The following is a 22502-nucleotide window of genomic DNA, read 5'->3' as shown; positions in this document are numbered from 1 at the left end:
GCAATCGACGATGCAATGAGCAGGGCGACGGACGTCGTCAACGATTCAGTCATCTCCCCAGCTGCCTGCGCGGACCGCGCCGCGGTGTTCTTCGCCAGCCTTTCTCCCCCCGGCTTCCTGTGTGTGCCCGCGTGCGACGCGAGTCTGCATGCGCGTGCCGCGCCATCTTCCTGAATTCGAATGACCGAACCGGTACCTGATGCCGGGGCCTGACTGGCGGGGCGCGTGCTGTCTCTGCCTGATCACAAAAATAATGCAGTCATGGACGGTAGCCTCCGATGCTCGACAACACTTCCTTGCGTGGGACGAATCCCGCGCAGCCCGACGTTTCATCCTCGATTCCGTTCGACACCGATCTGTGCGTGCACGGTCTGTTCGAAGCGCAGGTGCTGCGCAACCCCGAGGCCATTGCCGTCCGTTGGCAAGCAGAGGCGCTCAGCTACCGCGAACTCAATATCCGCGCCAATCGCCTGGCTCATCATCTGCGCAGCCTCGGCGTCGGGCCGGACGTGCGGGTGGGGATTTGTCTTGAGCGTTCGCTGGAGATGCTGGTGGGCGTGCTCGCGGTGCTCAAGGCCGGAGGCGCCTATGTGCCGCTGGACCCGGCGTATCCGCAGGCGCGGCTGGCGCACATGCTGGCCGACAGCGCGCCGCCGGTGGTGTTGACCCATGGTCAGGCGCGGCATGTTTTGGTGGCTGCGCTCGAACAGTCGGCCACTGTGCCGACGGTGCTGGATCTGGGCGACTCAACACCTTGGGCTACGCAATCTAAGGACAATCCCGATCCTTACGCGACAGGCCTGACACCTCGGCACCTGGCCTACGTGATCTACACCTCCGGCTCGACCGGCACACCGAAAGGCGTAATGGTCGAGCATCGCGGGTTGATCGGCGTGAGCGCTGCCTGGGCGCAACTCTATGCCTTGGGTGAGCCGATCAATCACCTGCAAATGGCCGGTTTTTCCTTCGACGTGTTCAGCGCCGACCTGATTCGTGCGCTGGGGTTTGGCGGCACGCTGGTGCTGTGCCCTCGGGACACCTTGATGGACCCGCCGGCCCTGTATCGCCTGATGTGCGAAGCCCAGATCGGCTTTGCCGACTTCGTGCCGGCGCTGCTCAACCCTTTGCTGGCATGGGTCGAAGAGAGCGGCCATGACTTGTCGTTCCTGCGCACCGTGGTCTGCGGCTCGGACATCTGGACCGCCCACAGCGCCCGGCAATTGCGCAGGCTCTGCGGTGAGCGGGTGCAGATCGTCCAGGCCTATGGCGTGACCGAAGCGAGCATCGACAGCACCTGTTTCGAGTTCACCGAAGGCAGTCAGATCGACGCGGTGTTGCCCATCGGCCGGGCACTGCCCAATACCCGGATTTACCTACTCGACGCTGACGGCGCATCGGTTGCCGAAGGTGTAGCGGGCGAGTTGTACATCGGTGGTATCGGCGTGGCGCGGGGGTATCTGAACCTGCCGCAACTGACTGCCGAGCGCTTCATCGACAACCCGTTCGTGGCGGGTGAGCGCTTGTACCGCACCGGAGATCTGGCGCGTTATCGGGTCGACGGCCAACTGGAATTCCTCGGTCGCAACGACTCTCAGGCCAAGTTGCGTGGCTTGCGTCTGGAACTGGGGGAAATCGAAACCCGGCTGGCAGACATTGCAGGCGTGCGTGAAAGCGTGGTGTTGCTGCGTCAGGACGGCCTCGGTGAACCTCGACTGGTCGCGTATTACTGCGAAAAGCCGGGCACAACACTGAGTCCGCGTTCCCTGCGTGAACAGCTGCAAACCAGCCTGCCGGATTACATGGTGCCGACCGCGTTCGTGCGTCTGGATGCGCTGCCGCTGACCGCCAACGGCAAGGTCGATCGACCGAATCTGCCGGCGCCGGATGTCGAGGCATTCGATCAGCAGGAATATCAGGCGCCGCAGGGTTCATTGGAAACTGCGCTCGCGGTGATCTGGGCCGAAGTGCTCGGCGTCGAGCGAGTGGGGCGTGAGGATCAGTTCTTTGCCCTCGGCGGTCACTCGTTGCTGGTGATGCGTGTGCTGGCGCAGGTTCGCCATACGCTGGGGCTGGAAGTCGCGCCTTCGACGCTGTTCGCCGCACCCGTTCTGAAACAGTTCGCCGAACGGCTGCAAGCCAGTCAGGCTGCGGCTCGTCCAGCCATCGCGGCCCTTGAACGGACGGGCGCGCAAACGTTGTCGTCTGCCCAGCAGCGCCTGTGGTTTCTGGCGCAAATGGAGGGGGGCAACGCGGCGTATCACATGCCGCTGAACCTGCGATTGCGTGGCTCACTGGATGTGGCGGCGCTCGAACGCAGCTTCAATCAACTGGTGGCGCGCCATGCTGCGCTGCGTACCACTTTCATTGCCGTTGAAGGGGAAGGGCGGCAGCAGGTTTCACCGCCCGCGCACAGCCTTCGACTGACCGTAACTGATCTGCAAGGGCCTGATGCTCAAGCACGACTCACCCGGCTGATCGACGAAGAGGGCGCCGGGCCGTTCGACCTGAGCCGTGGCCCGCTGATGCGCGTAAGTCTGGTGCGACTGGCGGCGGACGACCATGTGTTGCTGCTGACCCAGCACCACATCATCTCCGATGGCTGGTCGATGGGCGTGCTCACTCGTGAGCTGGGGCAACTCTACGAAGCGGCGTTGCAGGATCGCGACGATCCGTTGCCGCCATTGCCCGTGCAGTACGTGGATTACGCCGTGTGGCAGAAGCAATGGCTGACCGGTGAAGTGCTGGAACAGCAGAACCGCTATTGGCGCGAAACCCTCACGGGCGCGCCGGTGCTGCTGGAATTGCCGACGGATCACAAGCGTCCGCCTGTGCAGGACTACCTCGGCGGCTTTGTTCCGTTGGTCTTCGACGAAGCATTGACCACGCGACTGAAAGCCTTGGGCATGCAGCAAGGCACCACGCTGTTCATGACTTTGCTGGCCGGTTTTTCGCTGCTGTTGTCACGACTGTCGGGGCAGGACGATGTGGTGATCGGCGTGCCATCGGCCAACCGTCCGCAGCAGGAACTTGAAGGGTTGATCGGTTTCTTCGTCAACACCCTGGCACTGCGCATGACCCGATCGGGCTCGCCGTCGGTGGCGCAATGGCTGCAACAGGCGCGGCGGGTCGCACTGGGGGCTCAGGAGCATCAAGACCTGCCGTTCGAGCAAGTGGTGGAGTTGCTCAACCCGCCACGCAGTCTGGCCCACAGTCCGCTGTTCCAGGTGCTGTTTGCCTGGGAGCAGGATCAGGATTCCGATCTGCTGCTGACCGGGCTCGACGTTACGCCGGTGGAGAGCAGTCATCACGTCGCCAAGTTCGATCTGCAACTGGCGCTCCATGAGCGCGACGGACAGATCATCGGTGGTCTGGAATACGCCTCGGGCCTGTTCGAACGCGGCACCGTCGAGCAGTTCGGCGAGTACCTGCGCCGGGTGCTGACGCAGATGGTCGAGGACAGCGAACAGTCGCTGGCGGGGATCAAACTGCTGAGCGCCGAGCAACACCAGCAGATCGTTCACGACTGGAACCGCACCACGCTCGACACCGCGTCGCTGCCCGGTTGCGTGGCGCATTTCGAAACCCTCGCCCGGCAAACGCCCGACGCTGTGGCGCTGCTCGCCGAGCGCGAGCAACTGAGCTACAGCGAGCTGAATCAAGCCGCCAACCGGCTCGCGCATTACCTGATCGAACAAGGCGTCGGCCCTGAACATCGTGTCGGCCTGTGCCTGGAACGCTCGCCACAAATGGTCATTGGCCTGCTGGCAATCCTCAAGGCCGGCGCGGCGTACGTGCCGTTCGACCCGGCGTACCCGAACGAACGTCTGGCGTTCATGTTCAGCGATGCCGCGCCGACCATGCTGCTGACGCAATCGAGTCTGATGGCCGGGCTGCCGACCAACGAGGCGCAGATCTGCTGCCTGGACACTGACGCATCGCAGTGGGCACAGCACCCGACTGATGATCCGCAAGTCAATGTGAGCCCGGAAAACCTCGGCTACGTGCTCTACACCTCCGGCTCTACCGGCCGGCCGAAAGGCGTCGCCCACAACCGTCGTGCGCTGGACAACCTGATTAACTGGCAACTCGATCAAGCCACGGCACCGCAGCGCGTACTGCAATTCGCCTCGCTGAATTTCGACGTTTCGTTCCAGGAAATCTGCAGCACCCTCTGCCAGGGTGGCAGCCTGTTGCTGATGACCGAGGACAGTCGCAAGGACCTCGCCGCATTGCGCCCGACCCTGGTGGCCGAAGGCGTGCAGCGCGCCTTCCTGCCATTTGCTGTGTTGCAGCAACTCGCCGGCCTGACCGAAGCCGATGCACCGATGCCGGCCGGCAGTTGCGAAATCATCACCGCCGGTGAGGCCCTGCAAATCAATGACGAGCTGCGCGGGTTTGTCCGTGGACTGGGCGGCGCGCAGTTGCACAACCAGTACGGGCCGACCGAAACCCACGTGGTCAGCCAGTTCAGCCTCGACTGCAACGAGGCCGAATCCTGGCCGGACGCACCGCCCATCGGCCGTCCCATCGCCAATGCGCGGCTCTACGTGCTGGACGAACATTTGAATCCGGTGCCGGTCGGCGTGGCGGGTGAGTTGTACATCGCTGGCGCCTGCCTGGCTCGTGGCTATCTGAACCGCCCGGACCTGACCGCCGAACGCTTCCTGCCGGACCCGTTCAGCGACGAGCCGGGCGCGCGGATGTACCGTAGCGGCGACCTCGCGAAATTCCAGGCCGACGGCAACGTGCAGTACCTGGGACGCATCGACCAACAGGTGAAACTGCGCGGCTTCCGCATCGAACTCGGCGAGATCGACAGCCTGTTGCATCAACAACCCGGCGTGCAGGAAGCCGCCGTGCTCTTGCGTGAAGACGTGGCCGGGGACAAGCGTCTGGTGGCCTATGTGGTCGGCTCTGCGACCAGTGAATTCCTGCGTGCCGAACTGCAACGCCAGTTGCCCGAACACATGATCCCGAGTGCCTGGGTCCGGCTCTCGCAACTGCCGCTGACCCGCAACGGTAAGCTCGACCGTCAGGCGCTGCCGGCACCGGAACGCAGCGCCGGGGCGACTTACGAGGCGCCGCGCAACGACATCGAACGGCAAATGGCCGAGATCTGGGCCGAAGTGCTCAAGTGCGAGCGGGTCGGCATCCACGACAACTTCTTCGACCTCGGCGGCCACTCGCTGCTGGCGACGCGGATGATCTACGCGATCAACCAGCGCATGGGTGCGCAACTGTCCCTGAGCAGCCTGTTTCAGACCCCCGTGTTGAGGGATCTGGCGGCGCAGGTTTCCCGTGAAGAGCAGAGCATTGAACCGGCGTTTATCCAGATCGAGCCGGATCGCGGTAACCGGCATGAACCCTTCCCGCTGACCGATATCCAGCAGGCCTACTGGTTCGGTCGCGAGGCCACGGTCAGCCTCGGCGGTGTCAGTGCCCATGGCTACGAAGAACTGCGCATTCCCGGGTTCGATGCCGAGCGTTTCGAGCAGGCCCTGAATCGCATGATCCTGCGCCACGATATGCTGCGCGTGGTGTTCCTCAGCGACGGTACGCAACAGGTGCTGGCGCAGGTGCCGACCTACCGCATGCCCCGCAGCGACCTGCGCGGTTTACCCGCCGAAGAAGCACAACGCACGCTGGAAGCGACCCGCGAACGCCAGTCCCATCAGGTGCTGGATGCCAGTCGCTGGCCGCTGTTCGAGTTCAGCCTGTCGTTGCTCGATGACGGCATCACCCATTTGCACATCAGCCTCGATGCGCTGATCGTCGACGCCGCGAGTACGCAGATTCTCGCCCGCGAACTCATGGCCTTCTACGTAGATCCGTTGCTGGAACTGGCGGAACCGGGCCTGACTTTCCGCGACTACGTATTGGCCGAACAGCAACTGCGCAACGGTCGCCGCTACGAGCAGGCGCTGGGCTACTGGCGCGAACGGGTGACCACTCTGGCCCCGGCGCCGGACTTGCCGCTGGTGCGCCAACCCGAGAGCATTGCCAACCCGCACTTCACCCGCCGTGACCGCGACATGTCGGCGGCGCAGTGGGCACAACTCAAAGCCGTGGCCAAGCAATTTGCGGTGACGCCGTCGGTGATGCTCCTGACCGCCTTCAGCGAAGTGCTGGCGCTGTGGAGCCGCACGCCGCGATTCACCCTGAGCCTGCCGCTGTTCAATCGCATGCCGTTGCACCCGGATGTCGATGAAATCATCGGCGACTTCACCTCGCTGGTGCTGCTGGAAGTCGGCATCGACGGGGCGCTGAGCTTCACCGACAAGGCCCGCGCCGTGCAGGCGCAGCTGTGGCGCGACATCGATCATTCGGTGGTCAGCGGTGTGCGGGTGCTGCGCGAATTGTCCCAGGCCCGGGGCGTGCAGCAGACGGCGATGCCGATCGTGTTCAACAGCACGCTGTCGGAAGCGGCGCCGGAACTGGCCGAATTCAACCTGGCCGACGCGTTGAACGCCAAGCACATGCACAGCATCACCCAGACCCCGCAGGTGTGGCTCGACCACACCTTGCTGGAGCTGGAAGGACGGCTGTTGTTCAACTGGGACAGCATCGACGAACTGTTCCCGCAAGGCATGATCGAGCAGATGTTCGTCGCCTATAACACGCTGCTCGACAGCCTGTGCGAGCCGGCAGCCTGGGGCGCCAACACGCCACAACTGCTGCCGCAGGCGCGGTTGCCGGCACCGGTCGACAATCAGCAAACGCTGCCATTGATGCACGAACTGTTCGAACGTCAGGCACTCGCCACGCCGGACGCACTGGCAGTAATCGGCACGCGGCAGCTGACATACGCCCAGTTGCGCTTTGAGGCCCGACAACTCGGCGCCCGCCTGCAAGCGCAGGGTGTGCTGCCAAACCGGTTGGTCGCGGTGGTGATGGAGCGCGGCTGGGAGCAGGTGGTGGCGACCCTGGCGATTCTGTATGCCGGCGGCGCTTACCTGCCCATCGAACCGACCCAACCAGCGGAACGATTGCGGCATATTCTGGAGCGGGCCGAGGCGAGCCTGGCCCTGACCCAACCGGCGCTGCTCGACAAAATCGAATGGCCGGCGCAGGTCACGCCCATTGCCGTGACCGATGCAGTCTCAAACGATGCATTGCCACTGCAACCGGTGCAGGTGAAAGAAAGCGACCTCGCTTACGTGATCTACACCTCCGGCTCCACCGGTCAGCCGAAAGGCGTGGTGATCGACCATCGCGGTGCGGTCAACACGCTGCTCGACATCAACCGGCGCTTTGCCGTCGGCCCGAACGACCGCGTATTGGCGATTTCCTCGCTGAGTTTCGATCTGTCGGTCTATGACTTCTTCGGCACGCTGGCGGTAGGCGCGGCGGTGGTCATCCTTGATCCGCAACTGACTCTTGATCCGGCGCATTGGCTCGAATTGATCAAGCGTCATCAGGTCAGCCTGTGGAACTCGGTGCCGGCGCTGCTCGGCATGCTGGTCGAGTATGTGGAGGGCGAGGGCGGCGCACTGCCTGCCAACCTGCGGGTGGCGATGTTGTCGGGCGACTGGATTCCGTTGACCCTGCCCGAGCGGGCCTGGGCGTTGCAGCCGGATTTGCAGTTGATCAGTCTCGGCGGCGCCACCGAAGCGTCGATCTGGTCGATCTATTATCCGGTGCAGCACGTCGATCCGACCTGGCGCAGTATTCCCTACGGCAAGGCCCTCGACCATCAGCGTTTCTACGTGCTGGATGAAGCGCTGCAAGTGCGACCGACCTGGGTTGCGGGTCAGCTGTACATCGGCGGCATCGGTCTGGCCAAGGGTTACTGGCGTGACGAGAAACTCAGCGCGGGCAGTTTCTTCAATCATCCACTGACCGGCGAACGGCTGTATCGCACCGGCGACCTGGGGCGCTTGCTACCGGACGGCAACATCGAATTCCTTGGTCGCGAAGACAATCAGGTCAAGGTGCAGGGTTATCGCATCGAGCTGGGCGAGATCGAAGCCGCGCTCAATCGCCATCCTGGCGTGCAGAGCGCGGTGGTGCGGATTCTAGGCAGCACACTGGGCGAGAAGCGTCTGGCGGGTTATGTGCTCAAGGCCGATCCGGCGTTGCAGGCCAGTGACCTCACCGACTACCTGACGGACAAGCTGCCGGCGTACATGATTCCGACGTCGTTCACCTTCGTCGACGCCTGGCCGTTGTCCTCCAACGGCAAGGTCGACAAGAAGCGCCTGCCGGAACCGGAGCAAATCGAGGAACAAGGGCCGGCGCTGAAAGTCGAGGGCCCGCAGGAACAGCGGCTGGTGGAAATCGTGCAGGGCGTGCTCAAGCGCGAATCCATTGCCGCCAACGCCAATCTGCTGAACCTCGGCGCGACCTCGATTGATATCGTCAGGATCAGCAACGCCTTGTCCGGCGCCTTGCAGTTCCGCCCGCACGTGGCGCAACTGCTGGCCCAGCCGACGTTGCTGCATCTGCTCGGCATGTACCGCCAGAACCGGGTGCGCCAGGAGTTGCTCGGCAACATCCAGCAGACGCCGGAGACCCCGCAGGACATCATCGAAGATCCGCAGCAACGGGCGCAGTTCAAGGCTGAGCAACGCGGTCGCCGTGAGTTTGCTCAAACCCTGCCGGCAGTGGCACTGGACTTGCCGCAAGACCCGGCGTTCGCCCGGCGTTTGAGCGATTACCGCTCGGTGCGCCAGTTCGGCGAGCAGCCGATTGCCACTCAAGCCTTCGCGCATGTATTGGCGGCACTGGCCCAGGGGCAACTCGACGGCGAGGTGAAATACCAGTTCCCGTCGGCGGGCGGGTTGTACCCGATTCAGGCGTATCTCTACGTCAAACCGGATCGCGTGCTCGGCGTGCCCGGCGGCGCGTATTACTACGATCCTCGCCAGCATCGTTTGCTGGCGCTCCAGAGCGGACTGCTCGACCCGGACACCTACGACTATTTCGTCAATCGCCCGGTGTACGAAAACGCCGCGTTCTCGCTGTTCTTCATCGCCGACATGGCCGCGATCCGCCCGCTGTATGGCGAGCGCAGCCGTGACTTCTGCCATATCGAAAGCGGCGCAATGGCCCAGTTGCTGAGCATGACCGCCGTCGAACACGGCCTGGGCCTGTGCGGCATCGGCTCGGTCGAGGAGCAGCAACTGACGGCGCTGTTCGACCTCGGGCCAAACCACGAGTTGATCTACTCGATGATCGGCGGCCAGCGCACGGCCGATGAACAACACCGCGCGCCGGTCGAGGCGTTTGCCATCGAGCCTGTGACCGCAAGCCTGGACGACGAAGACATGGAGGAGTTCGAAGTATGAATGCCGATCAATTGCTGGCGTTGTTCGCTCGCCATGGCGTGGTGCTCGAGGTGGACGGTGACAGGTTGCGCTGCAAGGCGCCGCGCGGGTTTCTCACCGAAGAACTGACCGCGGCGCTCAAGCTTCACAAGCAGGAACTGATTGCGTTGCTGGGTGGCGGTGATGACGCAGTGATTCCCCGCCGTGCCGGCGCACACGCGTCCTGGCCGTTGTCGTTCTCGCAGCGGCAATTGTGGTTTCTCGATCAACTGGAACCCGGCAACCCGTTCTACAACGTGCCCACGGCGGTGACGCTGAAGGGGCGGCTGGACGTGGCGATGCTGGAACGAGCACTGAACGAACTGGTCGCCCGCCACGAAGTCTTGCGCACGACGTTTTGCAGCGTGGAGGGCGAGCCGCGTCAGGTGGTGCATCCATCGATGCCGCTGTCGTTGTCGGTGACGGATCTGCGCCAGTTGCCGGCCGCAGAGCGTGAGCAGCAAGTGCGATTCGCCGTCGAACAGGACGCCCGGGCACCGTTCGATCTGGCCACCGGGCCATTGCTGCGCGCGTCATTGTTGCGTGTGGCGGACGACGAATACCTGTGGCTGTACAGCGTGCACCACATCATCGCCGACGGTTGGTCGATGGGCGTGATCCTGCATGAGGTCGCCACGCTGTACGGCGATTATCTGCGTGGCGAAACCTCGACTCTCGCGCCGTTGCCGGTGCAATACGCCGACTACGCCTGCTGGCAGCAACAGCGCGTCGGCGGTGCGGCGCTGGATGCTCAACTCGATTACTGGCGTCGCACCCTCGACGACGCGCCGCTCTTGTCGACTCTGCCCGCCGACCGGCCGCGACCGTTGGTGCAGCGTTATGTCGGTGCCACGTTCAGTTCCTCCGTCGATGGCGGCACACTGCGCGAACTCACGGCGCTGGCCCGGCAGACCCAGGGCACGCTGTTCAACGTGCTGCTCGGTGCTTTGGCGGTGTTGCTGTGGCGCCACAGTGGTCAGCAGGATCTGTGCATCGGCACGCCGTTCGCCAACCGCAATCGCCCGGAAGTCGAGCCGCTGATCGGTCACTTCGTCAACACGCTGGTGCTGCGTCAGCGTCTGAATCCGCAGCAGACCTTCGCCGAACTGCTGCGCGACGTGCGTGGCCAGATGCTCGATGTTCACGCCCATCAGGACGTGCCGTTCGAGCGCGTGGTCGAAGCCGTCAATCCGCAGCGCGATCCGGGGCATTCGCCGCTGTTCCAGGTGATGCTGGTGTTGCAGAACACCCCCGGCAGCGGCGTGCAGATGCCCGAACTGGAACTGACGCCGTACGGCACCAGCAGCGCCACGGCCAAGTTTGACCTGGCGTTTGAATGGGTCGAACGGGAAGGGCGGCTGGACCTGTTGGTGGAATACAACACCGACCTCTATGACGTCGCGACCATCGAACGTCTGAGCGGGCACTACCGTCATCTGCTCGAACAGATCGCCGCCGACGCCAAGCAACCGATCAATGTAATGCCGTTGATGAACGAGGCTGAGCGTCAGCAGGTGCTGGTCGACTTCAACCGCACCGCGCCGCTGACGCAAGCGGCGCCCTGCGTGCACCAACTGGTCGAAACACAGGTCGCGAGCAATCCTCAGGCTTGCGCAGTGGTATTCGAGGGCGAATCCCTGAGCTACGCCGAACTCAATGCCCGGTCCAACCGACTCGCGCGGCATTTGCGCACCTTGGGTGTCGGCCCGGACGTGCGCGTAGCGGTGTGCATCGAGCGCTCGCTGGAGTTGCCGGTGGCGCTGCTCGCGGTGCTCAAGGCTGGTGGCGCCTATGTGCCGCTGGATCCGGATTATCCACTGGGACGCCTGAGCCACATGCTCGGCGACAGCACGCCGGCGGTGCTGCTGACCCTCGGCTCGGCGCACGGGATATTGCGTCAGGCCATACAAGGTTCGACCTGGGAAGCGCCGATTCTCGACCTCGAAAAAGATGCCGCGAGCTGGGCGTCGTTGCCCGCCGACAATCTCGACCCACGCAATGTCGGCGTCACCCCTGACCATCTCGCCTACGTGATCTACACCTCGGGCACCACCGGATTGCCCAAGGGCGCGATGGTCGCCCACCGTGGCTTAAGCAACCTGCTGCTGTGGTGTTTGCAGGTGTGCGGCGAAGCGGGAGCGATGCTGCACAAGATCCCGTTCGGTTTCGATGCCTCGGCGTGGGAGACGTTCTGGCCTTTGGCAACCGGCGGACGGCTGGTGATCGCGCGGCCCGGCGGGCATTACGAACCGGCGTATCTGGCCCGCGAAGTGCGCGAGCAGAAGGTCACGGCGCTGGTGTTCGTGCCGGCGATGTTGCAGCTGTTTCTGGAAGTCGAAGAGGTCAGCCTGTGTAGGTCGCTGACCGATGTATTCAGCGGCGGCGGTGAACTGCCGCCAGCACTGGCCCGGCGTTTTCAGGAGCGTCTGCCCCATGCGCGGCTGCACAACGTCTACGGTCCGACCGAAACCACAGTGATCAACAGCATCTGGACGCTGGAGCCTGGCGCCGAGGTGCCGGCCCGGCAACTGCCGATCGGTCGGCCGATTTCCAACAATCGCTTTTACGTGCTCGACGACCGCGACCAGCCAGTGCCGGTGGGCGTGACCGGGCATCTGCACATTGGCGGCGTGGGTGTGGCCCGGGGTTACTTGGGGCTGGCGCAGCTCAGTGCCGAGCGCTTTATCGACAATCCGTTCGTGGCAGGCGATCGCCTCTATCGCAGCGGCGATCTGGCGCGATATCGCCCGGATGGCCAACTGGAGTTTTTCGGACGCAACGACTTCCAGGTCAAATTGCGCGGTGTGCGTCTGGAGCTGGGCGAGATCGAAGCTCGGCTCGAGGCGTTTCCCGGCATCCGCAGCGCCGTGGTGTTGATGGTCGGCGACGCGGCGCAGGACCAGCGTCTGGTGGCGTGTTGCGTGGTTACCCAGCCGATGGATGAAGCGGCGGTTCAGGCCTATCTGGCGACGACGCTGCCTCGTGCGGTGGTCCCCGGCAGTTATCTGTGGCTCGACGCCTTGCCGCTGACCGCCAATGGCAAGGTCGATCGGACTGCCCTGACAGCGTTGGCGGACGAGGAAATGGTCAATCGTCAGGTCAACCTGAGCAGCCCGCGCGATCACATCGAACTGACGCTGTACCAGATCTGGAAACGCCTGCTGCTGGTGCCGCAGATCGGCATTCGCGACAACTTCTTCAACGTCGGCGGCACCTCCATCGCCGCGATCAAGATGGCCCATGAAATCAGCCAGGTGTTCGCGGTTGAAATGCCGGTGCGCGTGGTGCTCAGCTACCCGACCATCGAAGCGCTGGGCGGCTGGCTGCGGGTCGGGGCGAACCCGGCAGTGGCGCAGGGCAATCTGATCGAGTTCCGTCGTGGCGCGGGGCAGAGCAATGTGGTGTGTATTCACCCGGCGGGCGGCACGGCGTTCTGTTACCTGTCGCTGGCCAAGGTGTTGCCGGACGAGGCTGGCGTTTACGGGGTGCAATCGCCGGGGCTGAATCCGGGAGAAGACACCGAACCGACGGTTGAAGCGATGGCCGAGGCTTACTTGCGCCTGATCGAACCGCTGACGACACAGCCGCTGATTCTCACCGGGCTGTCGTTCGGTGGCCTGGTGGCTTATGAAATGGCTCGGTTGCTGACGGCGGCGGGGCATCGTCAGGTGACGGTGGTGTTGCTCGATACTCAGGGCAGTGACGATCCGGGTTTCCGCGAGCAGATCGGCACCGTGGACATGGCCGAGTTCCGCGACAAACTGGTGCGCTTCAACGGCATGTACCCCGGCATTGAAGACGCGCAGGTCGAGCGCTACTTCAACATTTACAACCACAACCGGTTGGCAATGGCCGCCTATGAATGTGCGCCGCGCGCCGGGCGTGTGGTGCTGATCCAGGCGCGGGAAGATTTCAGCCGCCATCAGTTGCATGACCTGCGCGGGTTCTGGCGGCGTCGCGCGGGTAGCGGCTATCTGGCGAAACTGGTCAGCGGCGGGCACTGGGACATGCTCGAAAGTGCGGAAATCCATCGGGTCTCGCAGATCATCCGTCAGGAGCTGCAACGCTTCGACGCGCAGGAGGCGAAATGATGAGTGCGTCCAATGACCAGACGTTGCTCGCGCTCTTTGCCGGGCAAGTGCAGCGCAATCCGCAAGCTGCGGCCGTCATCGACGGCTCGGTAACCCTGACTTACGCCGAACTGGCCAGCGCCAGCGAGCGCATCGCCCGAGGGTTGCTGGCACGAGGCGTCGAGCCCGGCCAGTCGCTGGCGTTGTGCATGCCGCGTTGCTGGCAATGGCTGGCGGCAATTCTCGGCGCATTGAAGATCGGCGCCGTGGTTGTGCCGCTGGACCGTGCGAGTCCGCTCAAGCGTCGGGAATTGATGCTGACGGATGCGGCGTGTGTGGGGCTGATTACCCTGGACGAAGAACCTCAGTGGTCGCCTTCATTGTGGCAGTCCAGCGTCGAGGCGTTGCTCGATCAGCCGGACACTCCGCCGCAAGCGCTGGCCGCAGAGTTCGCCGAGGTGATGTTCCTGTTCTACACCTCGGGCACAACCGGCATTCCGAAAGCCGTGGAAGTCGGCGAGCGTGGTCTGCTGCGTCTGGCGCACACCGACGGCTATATCGAAATTCGTCCAGCGGACCGGTTTGCCTGCCTGTCCAACCCGGCGTTCGACGCGTGCAGTTTCGAGCTGTGGGCGCCGCTGCTCAACGGCGGTTGCTGCGTGATGATCGCCGACGAAGACGTGCTGGATGCCCGGCGGCTGGCCGGGGTGCTGGAGCGGACGCAGGTCGACAACCTGTTCATGACGGTGTCGCTGTTCAATACCTTGATTGCCGAGTGGCCGTCGTGTTTTTCCAGCGCTCGTCAGGTGCTGATCGGCGGCGAGCAGATCAGTGCTGCGGCGGTTCGTGCATGGTATCGGGCCAATCCAGAGAGCCAGTGCCGGATTCATAACGTCTACGGCCCCACCGAATGCACCACGTTTGCGCTGTGCTGGCCGATCAGCCGCAACTTTACCGGTGACCTGGCGCCCATTGGCCGAGCGCTGCCGGATACCGGCGTGCAGGTGCTGGATGAACAGCAACGGCCGGTGCCGGCGGGAGAGGTGGGCGAGTTGTATCTGAGTGGCAGCGGCGTCGCCCGAGGCTATCGCAACCGGCCCGAAGAAACGGCTCGCCAGTTCGTCCGTTTACCCGACCTCGACGGGGGGGCGCAGGTGCATTACCGCACCGGCGATCTGGTGCGGTGCAATGCCGAAGGCTTGATCGAGTACCTGGGACGGGTCGACCGACAGGTGAAGATTCGCGGTTTCCGCATCGAACCGGGGGAGGTGGAGCAACGGATGCTGGAGCATCCGGGCGTGGCTCAGGTGTATGTCTGCACCCGGCGTCTGGCGGCGGAAGATCATCAGCTGCTGGCGTTCATCGTGCCGCGCGGGGAGCTGGACTATCACACCTTCGAAGCCCATCTGCGGGCGCAACTGGCGCCATACATGCGACCGCATCAGTTGTTCCTGCTGGAGCGCCTGCCGCTGACGGCCAATGGCAAGATCGATCGCGACAGCTTGCTGGGGCAGCCGCTGAATCCGTGGCATCCAGCTTCCGTGGCCATGGAAAACGACAATGCTTCGCCGACGCTGGACTGGTTGCTGAGTCAGGCCCGTTCGCTGCTCGGCCAACCCGCTCTGAGTGCGCAGGACGACTGGTTGGGCAGTGGCGGCGATTCGCTCAAGGCCATGCGCCTGCGTTCGGCGATTCGTAACCGTTGGCATTGCGAGATCCCACTCGACATGTTGCTCAACGAGTCTTTCGCCTCATTGGCCGGACAACTGCTGGGTGAGCGTGGCGATTCGATCTATCCACCTGCGCCCGGGATCAGTCGCGCTGCACGTTTGCCGGCGACCGCTGAACAGCGCCGCCTTTGGTTGTTGCAGCAACGTTCGCCGAACTCGACCGCTTACAGCGTGCCGCTGATTCTGCATCTGGCGGCAGGTGTCGAGGTCGCGGCACTGGGCGAGGCCGTGAACCGTCTGGTGAAGCGCCATCCTGGTTTGCGCACGGCATTCGCATCGGGTGCGGATGGTCTTGATCAGGTGATCGCCGAGCAAAATTCGGCCTGCCGCACCTTTGCCGTCGGGCATTTCACCGAAGACAATTGGCAGGCGTTTGCGGAGCTGGTGTTCGCCGCGCCGTTCGACCTGTCCACGCCGAACCTGTTTCAGGCGTGGCTGTTGCCGTTCGCCGATGGCAGCGTCCGGCTGCTGCTGAGTCTGCATCACATCATCGTCGATGGCTGGTCGGTGAACCTGCTGTTCGATGACCTGAAGCAGCTCTATGCCGACATCGTGCAAGGTCGCGAAAACCCTGAGCCGTCAGCCCGTCTGACGACGCTGGAGTTTGGTCAGTGGCAGCGGCAGTGGAGCGTCGATCCGCATTACCGTGACCAGCGGCGAGCCCTGGCCGAGTTGCACCGTCATCGGGAAGACCCATCGCCCGCGTTGATGCTGATGCGCCCGGTCAGCCCGGATGCTAGGTTGCACCGCGAACCTCTGGGCGCGTTGCGCAGTGCAGCCCTTGAACGGTTCTGCACGCAGCAGCGGCTGACCCGTTTCGAAGTGCTGTTCAGTGTCTTCGCCTGGAGTCTTTACGCCCTGACCGGATGCGAGCGGGCCCGGATCGCCAGCCCGGTGGCCAACCGGCCTCTGGCGGAGTTCGAGGACAGCGTCGGCATGTTCGCCAACACCGTGCTGATTCCCGCCGCCGTAAACCACGCAGCGACCCTGAGCGAACAGCTGCATCAACAGACCGCCACCGTGCGCGAGGTGCTGGCGCTGCAGGACGTGGCGCTGGCGGATCTGGTGGAAGATCTGCGGCTGTCCTCGAGTACCGCGCTGTTCGATTTCATGTTCGTGCTGGAAAACACCGATTACGCCGCGCTGGCCGACTCGAACCTGCACGCGACCCTTGAGTTCAACGAACACCTGCACGCCAAGTGTCCGCTGACCTTGTTGATGGTGGGCAGCGGCTCGCAGCTGGAGTGCTGGTGGGAATATCAGTGCAGCTATTTCGATGCCGGACAGATGAGCACGGTGAATGCGTTGTTCCGCCGTGGTCTGGATCTGTTGCTGGAAAGCCCGGCGGCGACGCTCGACAGTCTGCTGGGGCCTTATCGACACGGTCTGGCCCCGGCCAGTGAAGGGCCGAAGGGCGAGCTGCCGTTCAACACCCTTGCGGACTGGTTCGAGCATCAGGTGCATTGCACGCCGGATGCGGTTGCGTTGGTGCAAGGCCTGCGTCGTTTCAGCTATGCCGAGTTGAATGCGCTGGCCGATTCCCTGGCGGCAAGATTGATCGCGCGTCGTCCATTACCGGAAGGGAGCGGTCCACTGCATGTGGTGCTGTTTCTCGACGCCTCGGTCGAGCACATCGTCGCGCTGCTGGCCCTGGCCAAACTCAACCTGACCGCCGTGCCGCTGGATCCCGCTTATCCGGTGGCGATTCAGCGTCAGGTGCTGGAACAGGCGCAAGCGCATTGTGTGCTGTTCGGCGACACGACGGCGGCCGCGCTCGAAGCTCTCAATGCCGCACGATTCGCCACGCACAGGGTCGATCTGCACGTCGGTGCTGAAGCGTTCGAGCGTCCACGCCACGCCGGCGAGCGACCGCTGTACACGCTGTTCACCTCCGGCTCGACCGGCACGCCCAAAGGTGTGCAAGTGTCGGAACGCACCCTGTGCAACCTGCTGCAATGGCAGCGCACGGAAGGGCAGTTGCCGGCTAAAACGGTAACCCTGCAGTTCTCCATGCTGTCGTTCGATGTGTCGTTTCAGGAGATTTTCAGCACCCTCTGCGGGGGCGGCTGTTATCACCTGATCACGCCGCGCTGGCGTCAGGATGCCGAGGCGTTGCTGGATTACATGGTCGAGGCGCGGATCGAGCGGTTGTTCCTGCCTTATGTGGCTTTGCAACATTTGGCGCAAACCGCTGTGGCTCGGGGAATCTACCCGTCGGCATTGCGCGAAGTGATCACCGCCGGCGAACAGCTGCTTTGTACCGATGCACTGCGCAACTGGTTTGGCGGAATGCCGCAGGCTTCGTTGTTTAATCACTACGGTCCGACCGAAACCCATGTGGTCAGTGCCTTGCGTTTGCCGCCTGTGCCCCGTGACTGGCCGTTGCGCGCACCGATCGGTCATGCCGTCGGCAATGCCTGCTTGTTGTTGGTCGATGAGTATGATCGCCCGGTGCCAATTGGCAGTCGCGGCTATCTGTTGGTGGCCGGGCCGATGGTTGCCCGATGCTATCTGGCTGATGCTGATCTGAATGCCAAGCGGTTTGTAGAGCTGCCAGAGGGCCGCTTGTTCTATCGCACCGGCGATCTGGCGTGGGCCGATGCCCAAGGCTGCCTGCATTATCTGGGACGTGACGACCAGCAGATCAAACTCAGTGGCCATCGTCTGGAGCTGGGGCAGATCGAGGTGGCGCTGATGCAGGTGCCGGAAGTGGTCAACGCGGTGGTGGCGGTTCAGGCCGATCCGCCACGCCTGATCGCCTGGCTGCAACTCGACGGTGAGCCTGCGACGTCGCAACAATTGGATCGTCAGGTCGCGCAACGACTGCCGGCCCATGTGCGGATCGATGAATATCGGCGGATCGACGTCTGGCCACGGACCCCCAGCGGCAAGATCGATCGCAAGGCCTTGCCGAATGTGGGCGAGGCGCTGGAGCGTCGCAGTACGCCACAACCGGTTGTGCAATTGACCGCGCTGGAGCGGCAACTGAGCGAACTGTTCCAGACAGTCATTGGCCGTGACATCGAACCGGAACAGACCTTCTTCGAGGCCGGCGCCACCAGCCTCGGGCTGATGCGTTTGCATGGCCGTTACGCCGAAGAGCTGCCGCACAAGGTGACGATGGCCGACCTGTTCGAGCACGTCACGGTACGGCGTCTGGCGGCGCATCTGTCGACGGCTTCGGTGGCCGCAGTGGAGCGTGTCCGGCAAACCGATGCAGATCACCAGCCGATGGCGATCATCGGCATGTCGGTCAATGTGGCCGGGGCGCGGAACCTGTCCGAGTTCTGGGCGATGGTGCAGGGTAACGAGCTGGGCATCGAACGCTTTGCCGCCGAAGAAGGTCTGGTCGGCGCCCGCAGCCAACTGGCCGGCATGCTCGATTTCGATCCCGAGTACTTCGGCATCAGCCGCCAGGAAGCGCGCCTGATGGATCCGCAACAGCGGCACCTGCTGATGGGTTGTGTGCAGGCCCTGCAACACGCAGGCATCGTCCCGTCGGCGTATGGTCCGCGTATCGGCCTGATCGCCAGTTGCGGCGAAACCACGTACTTCCAGCAGATGCTGCGCGAGACCGCTGAAGGCGACCTGCCGGACGGCTTCCAGATGGCGTTGCATCACGACAAGGACTTTCTGGCGACCAAAGCCGCGTATCACCTGGACCTCAACGGCCCGGCGCTGAGTGTGCAGGCGGCTTGCGGCAGCTCGCTGATCGCCGTGCACATGGCCAGTTCAATGCTGCGCCAGGGCGACAGTGACGTGATGCTGGCCGCCGGCGTGCTGATCGACCCGACCTTGACCGATGGTTATCGTCATCGCTCGCAGCACATCTTTTCCGCCGATGGTCTGTGCCGTCCATTCAGTGACGACGCCAGCGGCACCATCGGCGCCAGTGGTTATGGGGTGGTGGTGCTCAAACCGTTGGCCCGGGCGCGGGCGGATGGCGACCAGATCTACGCGTTGCTCGAAGGCTCGGCGTTGAACAACGATGGCCGGGCCAAGATGAGTTACACCGCGCCGTCGGTGGCCGGGCAGAGTTCAGTCATCAGTGATGCCTTGAACCGCGCAGGGTTGACCGGCGCTGACATCGGCTACATCGAAGCACACGGCACGGGGACATTGCTGGGCGATCCCATCGAGGTCGCGGCATTGACCAAGGCCTTCGGCGAAGCGCCGGCCGGCAGCTGTGCGCTGGCCTCGGTGAAGAGCCAGATCGGCCATTTGGGCGCGGCGGCGGGGGTGGTCGGGCTGATTCGCGCCAGTCTGGCGGTGTTCCATGGCGTGCTGCCGCCGAACCTCGGGTTTGGCCGGATCAATCCGCAGATCGATCTGGAGCATTCGCCGTTCTACGTGCCCACCACGTCCCGACCATGGCCGCAAGGGCGCCGGCGCCTGGCGGGTGTCAGCAGTTTCGGGATCGGAGGCACCAACGCTCATGTGATTGTCGGCGCCGCACCCAAGGCGCAGGACTTGACCGAGGAAACGCTGCCTCTGCTGTTGATCTCGGCCCACAGTCGATCCGAATTGCTGCGCGATATCGCGGTGATCCGCGAACACCTGCAAACGCATCCGGAACAGCAGACCACATTGCTGCGGCACTTGCAGTCAGGTCGCCGCCAACTGCGCTGGCGCTTTGCGATGGTTTGCCAGCCGGGTGATGAAATTCCTTTGCAGCCGACGACAATCAAGGAAATCACCACGTCGGGGGCACAACTGATCGCCCGTGATCATTCAGCGCAGGCATTGCTGGAGGCCTGGTACGAAGGCGCACATATCCAGTGGCCACAGCGCTCGGCACCGCCGCCATGGGATTTGCCGCCAGCGTCGTTCGATCTTCAGACCTATCGGTTTCAACCCGTCGGCGAAGTCGTTGCCCCCGTTTCGCCTGGAATCGAGCGGCAACCGCTGGCGCAGTGGTTCCATCAGCGGCAGTGGGTGCGTGTCCAGCGCCTGAGCGCGAAGGCATCGGATGCCAATCGAGAAACGGTGATTCTTTGCAGCCATGAAGCGCCCAACTCGACATTGCTGGAGCACCTGCGGGCTGTTTATCGACGCGTAGTTCAAGTGCGCGCCGGCAATGGTTTCAAACAACTGGGCGCGAATCGTTTCGAGCTTGATCCGCTGGATTCCGAAGCATTGGGCCGTTTGCTCACCGAGGTCTTAGAACCTGAACCCGGCGAACTCGACTGGCTGCACACCTTGCCGCTGGCGGTGTCAGGCGCGGTCAACGAGCAATCTCTGGATCTGGCGCAGTGGGCCTGCCTGGACACGGTCAGCGCGCTGATGCAGGCCTGGGGGCAAACCGTGCGCACGACACGACTGCGGTTGTGGCTGATGTCGTGGCAGGCGTGTCCGGTGGATGGCGAAGTACGGCGTCCCGAGCTGGGGGCGCTGGCCGGGATCAGCGAGGTGGTGCCGCAGGAATACCCGGTGCGTTGCCACTGGCTCGACTTGCCGTCGCCGCACCTTGATGCGCAGGCCGGGGAGCTGGCGGCGCTGCTCGGTGATCCGGCTGCGTTGCCTCGGCGGATGGCGGTGCGCGACGGTTACCTGTGGCAGCCACGGTTGATCGCTCAGCCATTGCCGAACCCGATTACGGCTTCCAGCCTGTTGCCGGACGACGGCACATTTCTGGTGCTGGGCGGTACTGGCGGTATCGGCCGTACCCTGTGCGAACACCTGCTGCAAGCGCCTGGGCGGCGTGTAGTATCGCTCTCCCGTCAAGGTGAACTGCCTGAAGACCTCGCGGCTTACGCCTCGCGAATCGACTGCCTTCAGGCGGACATCGCGGATCTGTCGCGTTGGCCGCAGGTTCTCGATCACCTGGCCCGGCGTTACGGTCAATTGGCCGGGGTGATTCACGCGGCGGGTGTCGGCGCGGGCAGTCTGATTCGCCTCCGCGATGCCCGTCAGATGGCCGAGGCGATGGCCACCAAGACCCGTGGCATGTTGGCGGTCGAAAGCCTGATCGAACAGCTTTCGCCGGGGTTTGTCCTGTACTGCTCGTCGATGTCGGCACTGTTCGGCGGCGCGGGGCATCTGGATTATTCGGCAGCCAGCGGCGTGCTCGACGGCTTCGCGCATTACCGTCCGGATACGTCCAATACTTGCCTGCGCTTGGGGATCAACTGGGACATCTGGCGTGACATCGGCATGGCCACGACCAGCAACGGCGGGGACGCTGCGCATCAAGAGCATCTGACGGTCGGCTTGTCGGCCGAAGAGGGTTGTCGGGTGTTTGAGCTGGCGATGACGGCGCAGTTGCCGCAATTGCTGGTTTCCACCACCGGCATCGACATCGCGCGACGCTTCTATCCGGTTCGCCATGGCGCTATTGCTGTACCGGTCGCAGTGCCGAAGGGCGTGGATCTTTCCGTGCGCCTGCGTGAATGCCTGTGCAAATGGCTCGGCGTGAGCGAGCTGGGGGACGACGACTCGCTGTACGACCTGGGCGCGGATTCGCTGACCTTGCTGGATCTGATCGATGAACTGCAAGCGGCCACCGGCGAGGTATTTCAGTTGTCGCAATTTAGCCACAAGGTCAGCCTGGGCGAGGTGTTGGGGCTGGTGGCGGATTCTACGGCGGAGGCTTCAGATGACGCGCCGCACAGCTGGAACGACGCGGTGCGGATCGATCAATGGCATGCCGGCGCCGGTCGCGAATGGCTGTATTTGATCCATCCGGTGGGCGGCGATGTTCAGGCCTATCGGGAACTGGTCTCGGCGCTGCCAACTGATCTGGGGGTGTGCGTGATTGCCGACCCTGCGTTGCGTGTACCGGCGCTACCGAATATCAGCATTGTCGAGCGGGCCCGGTTGTATCTGCAGGCGATCAAGACCCACCTCCCGGACGGTTGCGCCTGGCGCCTGGCGGGTTGGTCGTTTGGTGCCTGGGTGGCGCAGGCGCTGTGTCAGCAAGCCCAGGCTGACGGATTCAGGCAACCGCTGCTGTACCTGATCGACCCGCCGGCTCCGGATGCCGGTGCGGAACTGGCCGGCATCGACGAGCGGACCATCGAGCAGGTGTTCCAGCGTGAGTTTGCCCAGCGCTGGCCTGACGTCGAAGGGCAGGGGATGTCCGAGGAACGTCAGGCTTATTTGCAACGGCTGACGGTGTGCTGCCGCAATAACATGGCCAGCATGGTCGACTTCCAGCCTCCAGCGCTGAGCAACACACGGGTGCAGATGTTCATCGCGGGGCACGCCAACCCTTATGGGTTGGGCAACGCCTGGAACATGAATGACCTGCAACGCAACTGGCAGGCCTTGCTGCCGCAGTTGCAGAGCTGGCAGCGACTGGACACCGACCACTACGGCATCGTCGCGGGTCGTTGGGCGCGGTTGCTGGCCGAGGTCGTTGGCACGGAGGGGCCGTCGAGATGAATGAGCCGATCTTT

3 protein-coding genes are annotated in these 22502 nt (G+C 63.6%); all 3 read left to right on the top strand.

All coding sequences use genetic code 11. The annotated features are described in order from the left end of the window. The first annotated feature begins 278 nt into the window (after positions 1–278). The 3 genes from CAF87_RS28460 to CAF87_RS28450 are packed head-to-tail and all read left to right on the top strand — an operon-like array spanning position 279 to position 22488. Positions 279–9287 carry a non-ribosomal peptide synthetase gene (locus CAF87_RS28460; RefSeq protein WP_085733943.1) on the top strand — a complete coding sequence of 3003 codons (9009 nt, stop codon included), beginning with the start codon at positions 279–281 and terminating at the stop codon, positions 9285–9287. Beyond that, positions 9284–13396: a non-ribosomal peptide synthetase gene (locus tag CAF87_RS28455; protein WP_085733944.1), complete on the top strand. Its 4113-nt coding sequence runs from the start codon at positions 9284–9286 to the stop codon at positions 13394–13396. The genes CAF87_RS28460 and CAF87_RS28455 overlap by 4 nt, the downstream gene beginning before the upstream one ends. Next, positions 13393–22488 carry a non-ribosomal peptide synthetase gene (locus CAF87_RS28450; RefSeq protein WP_085733945.1) on the top strand — a complete coding sequence of 3032 codons (9096 nt, stop codon included), beginning with the start codon at positions 13393–13395 and terminating at the stop codon, positions 22486–22488. The genes CAF87_RS28455 and CAF87_RS28450 overlap by 4 nt, the downstream gene beginning before the upstream one ends. The last annotated feature ends 14 nt before the right edge of the window (positions 22489–22502 follow it).

This window comes from Pseudomonas sp. R38(2017) (genome assembly GCF_002112395.1).
In the GTDB taxonomy this organism is placed as follows: domain Bacteria; phylum Pseudomonadota; class Gammaproteobacteria; order Pseudomonadales; family Pseudomonadaceae; genus Aquipseudomonas.
This window is presented reverse-complemented; position numbering and strand designations above follow the sequence as displayed.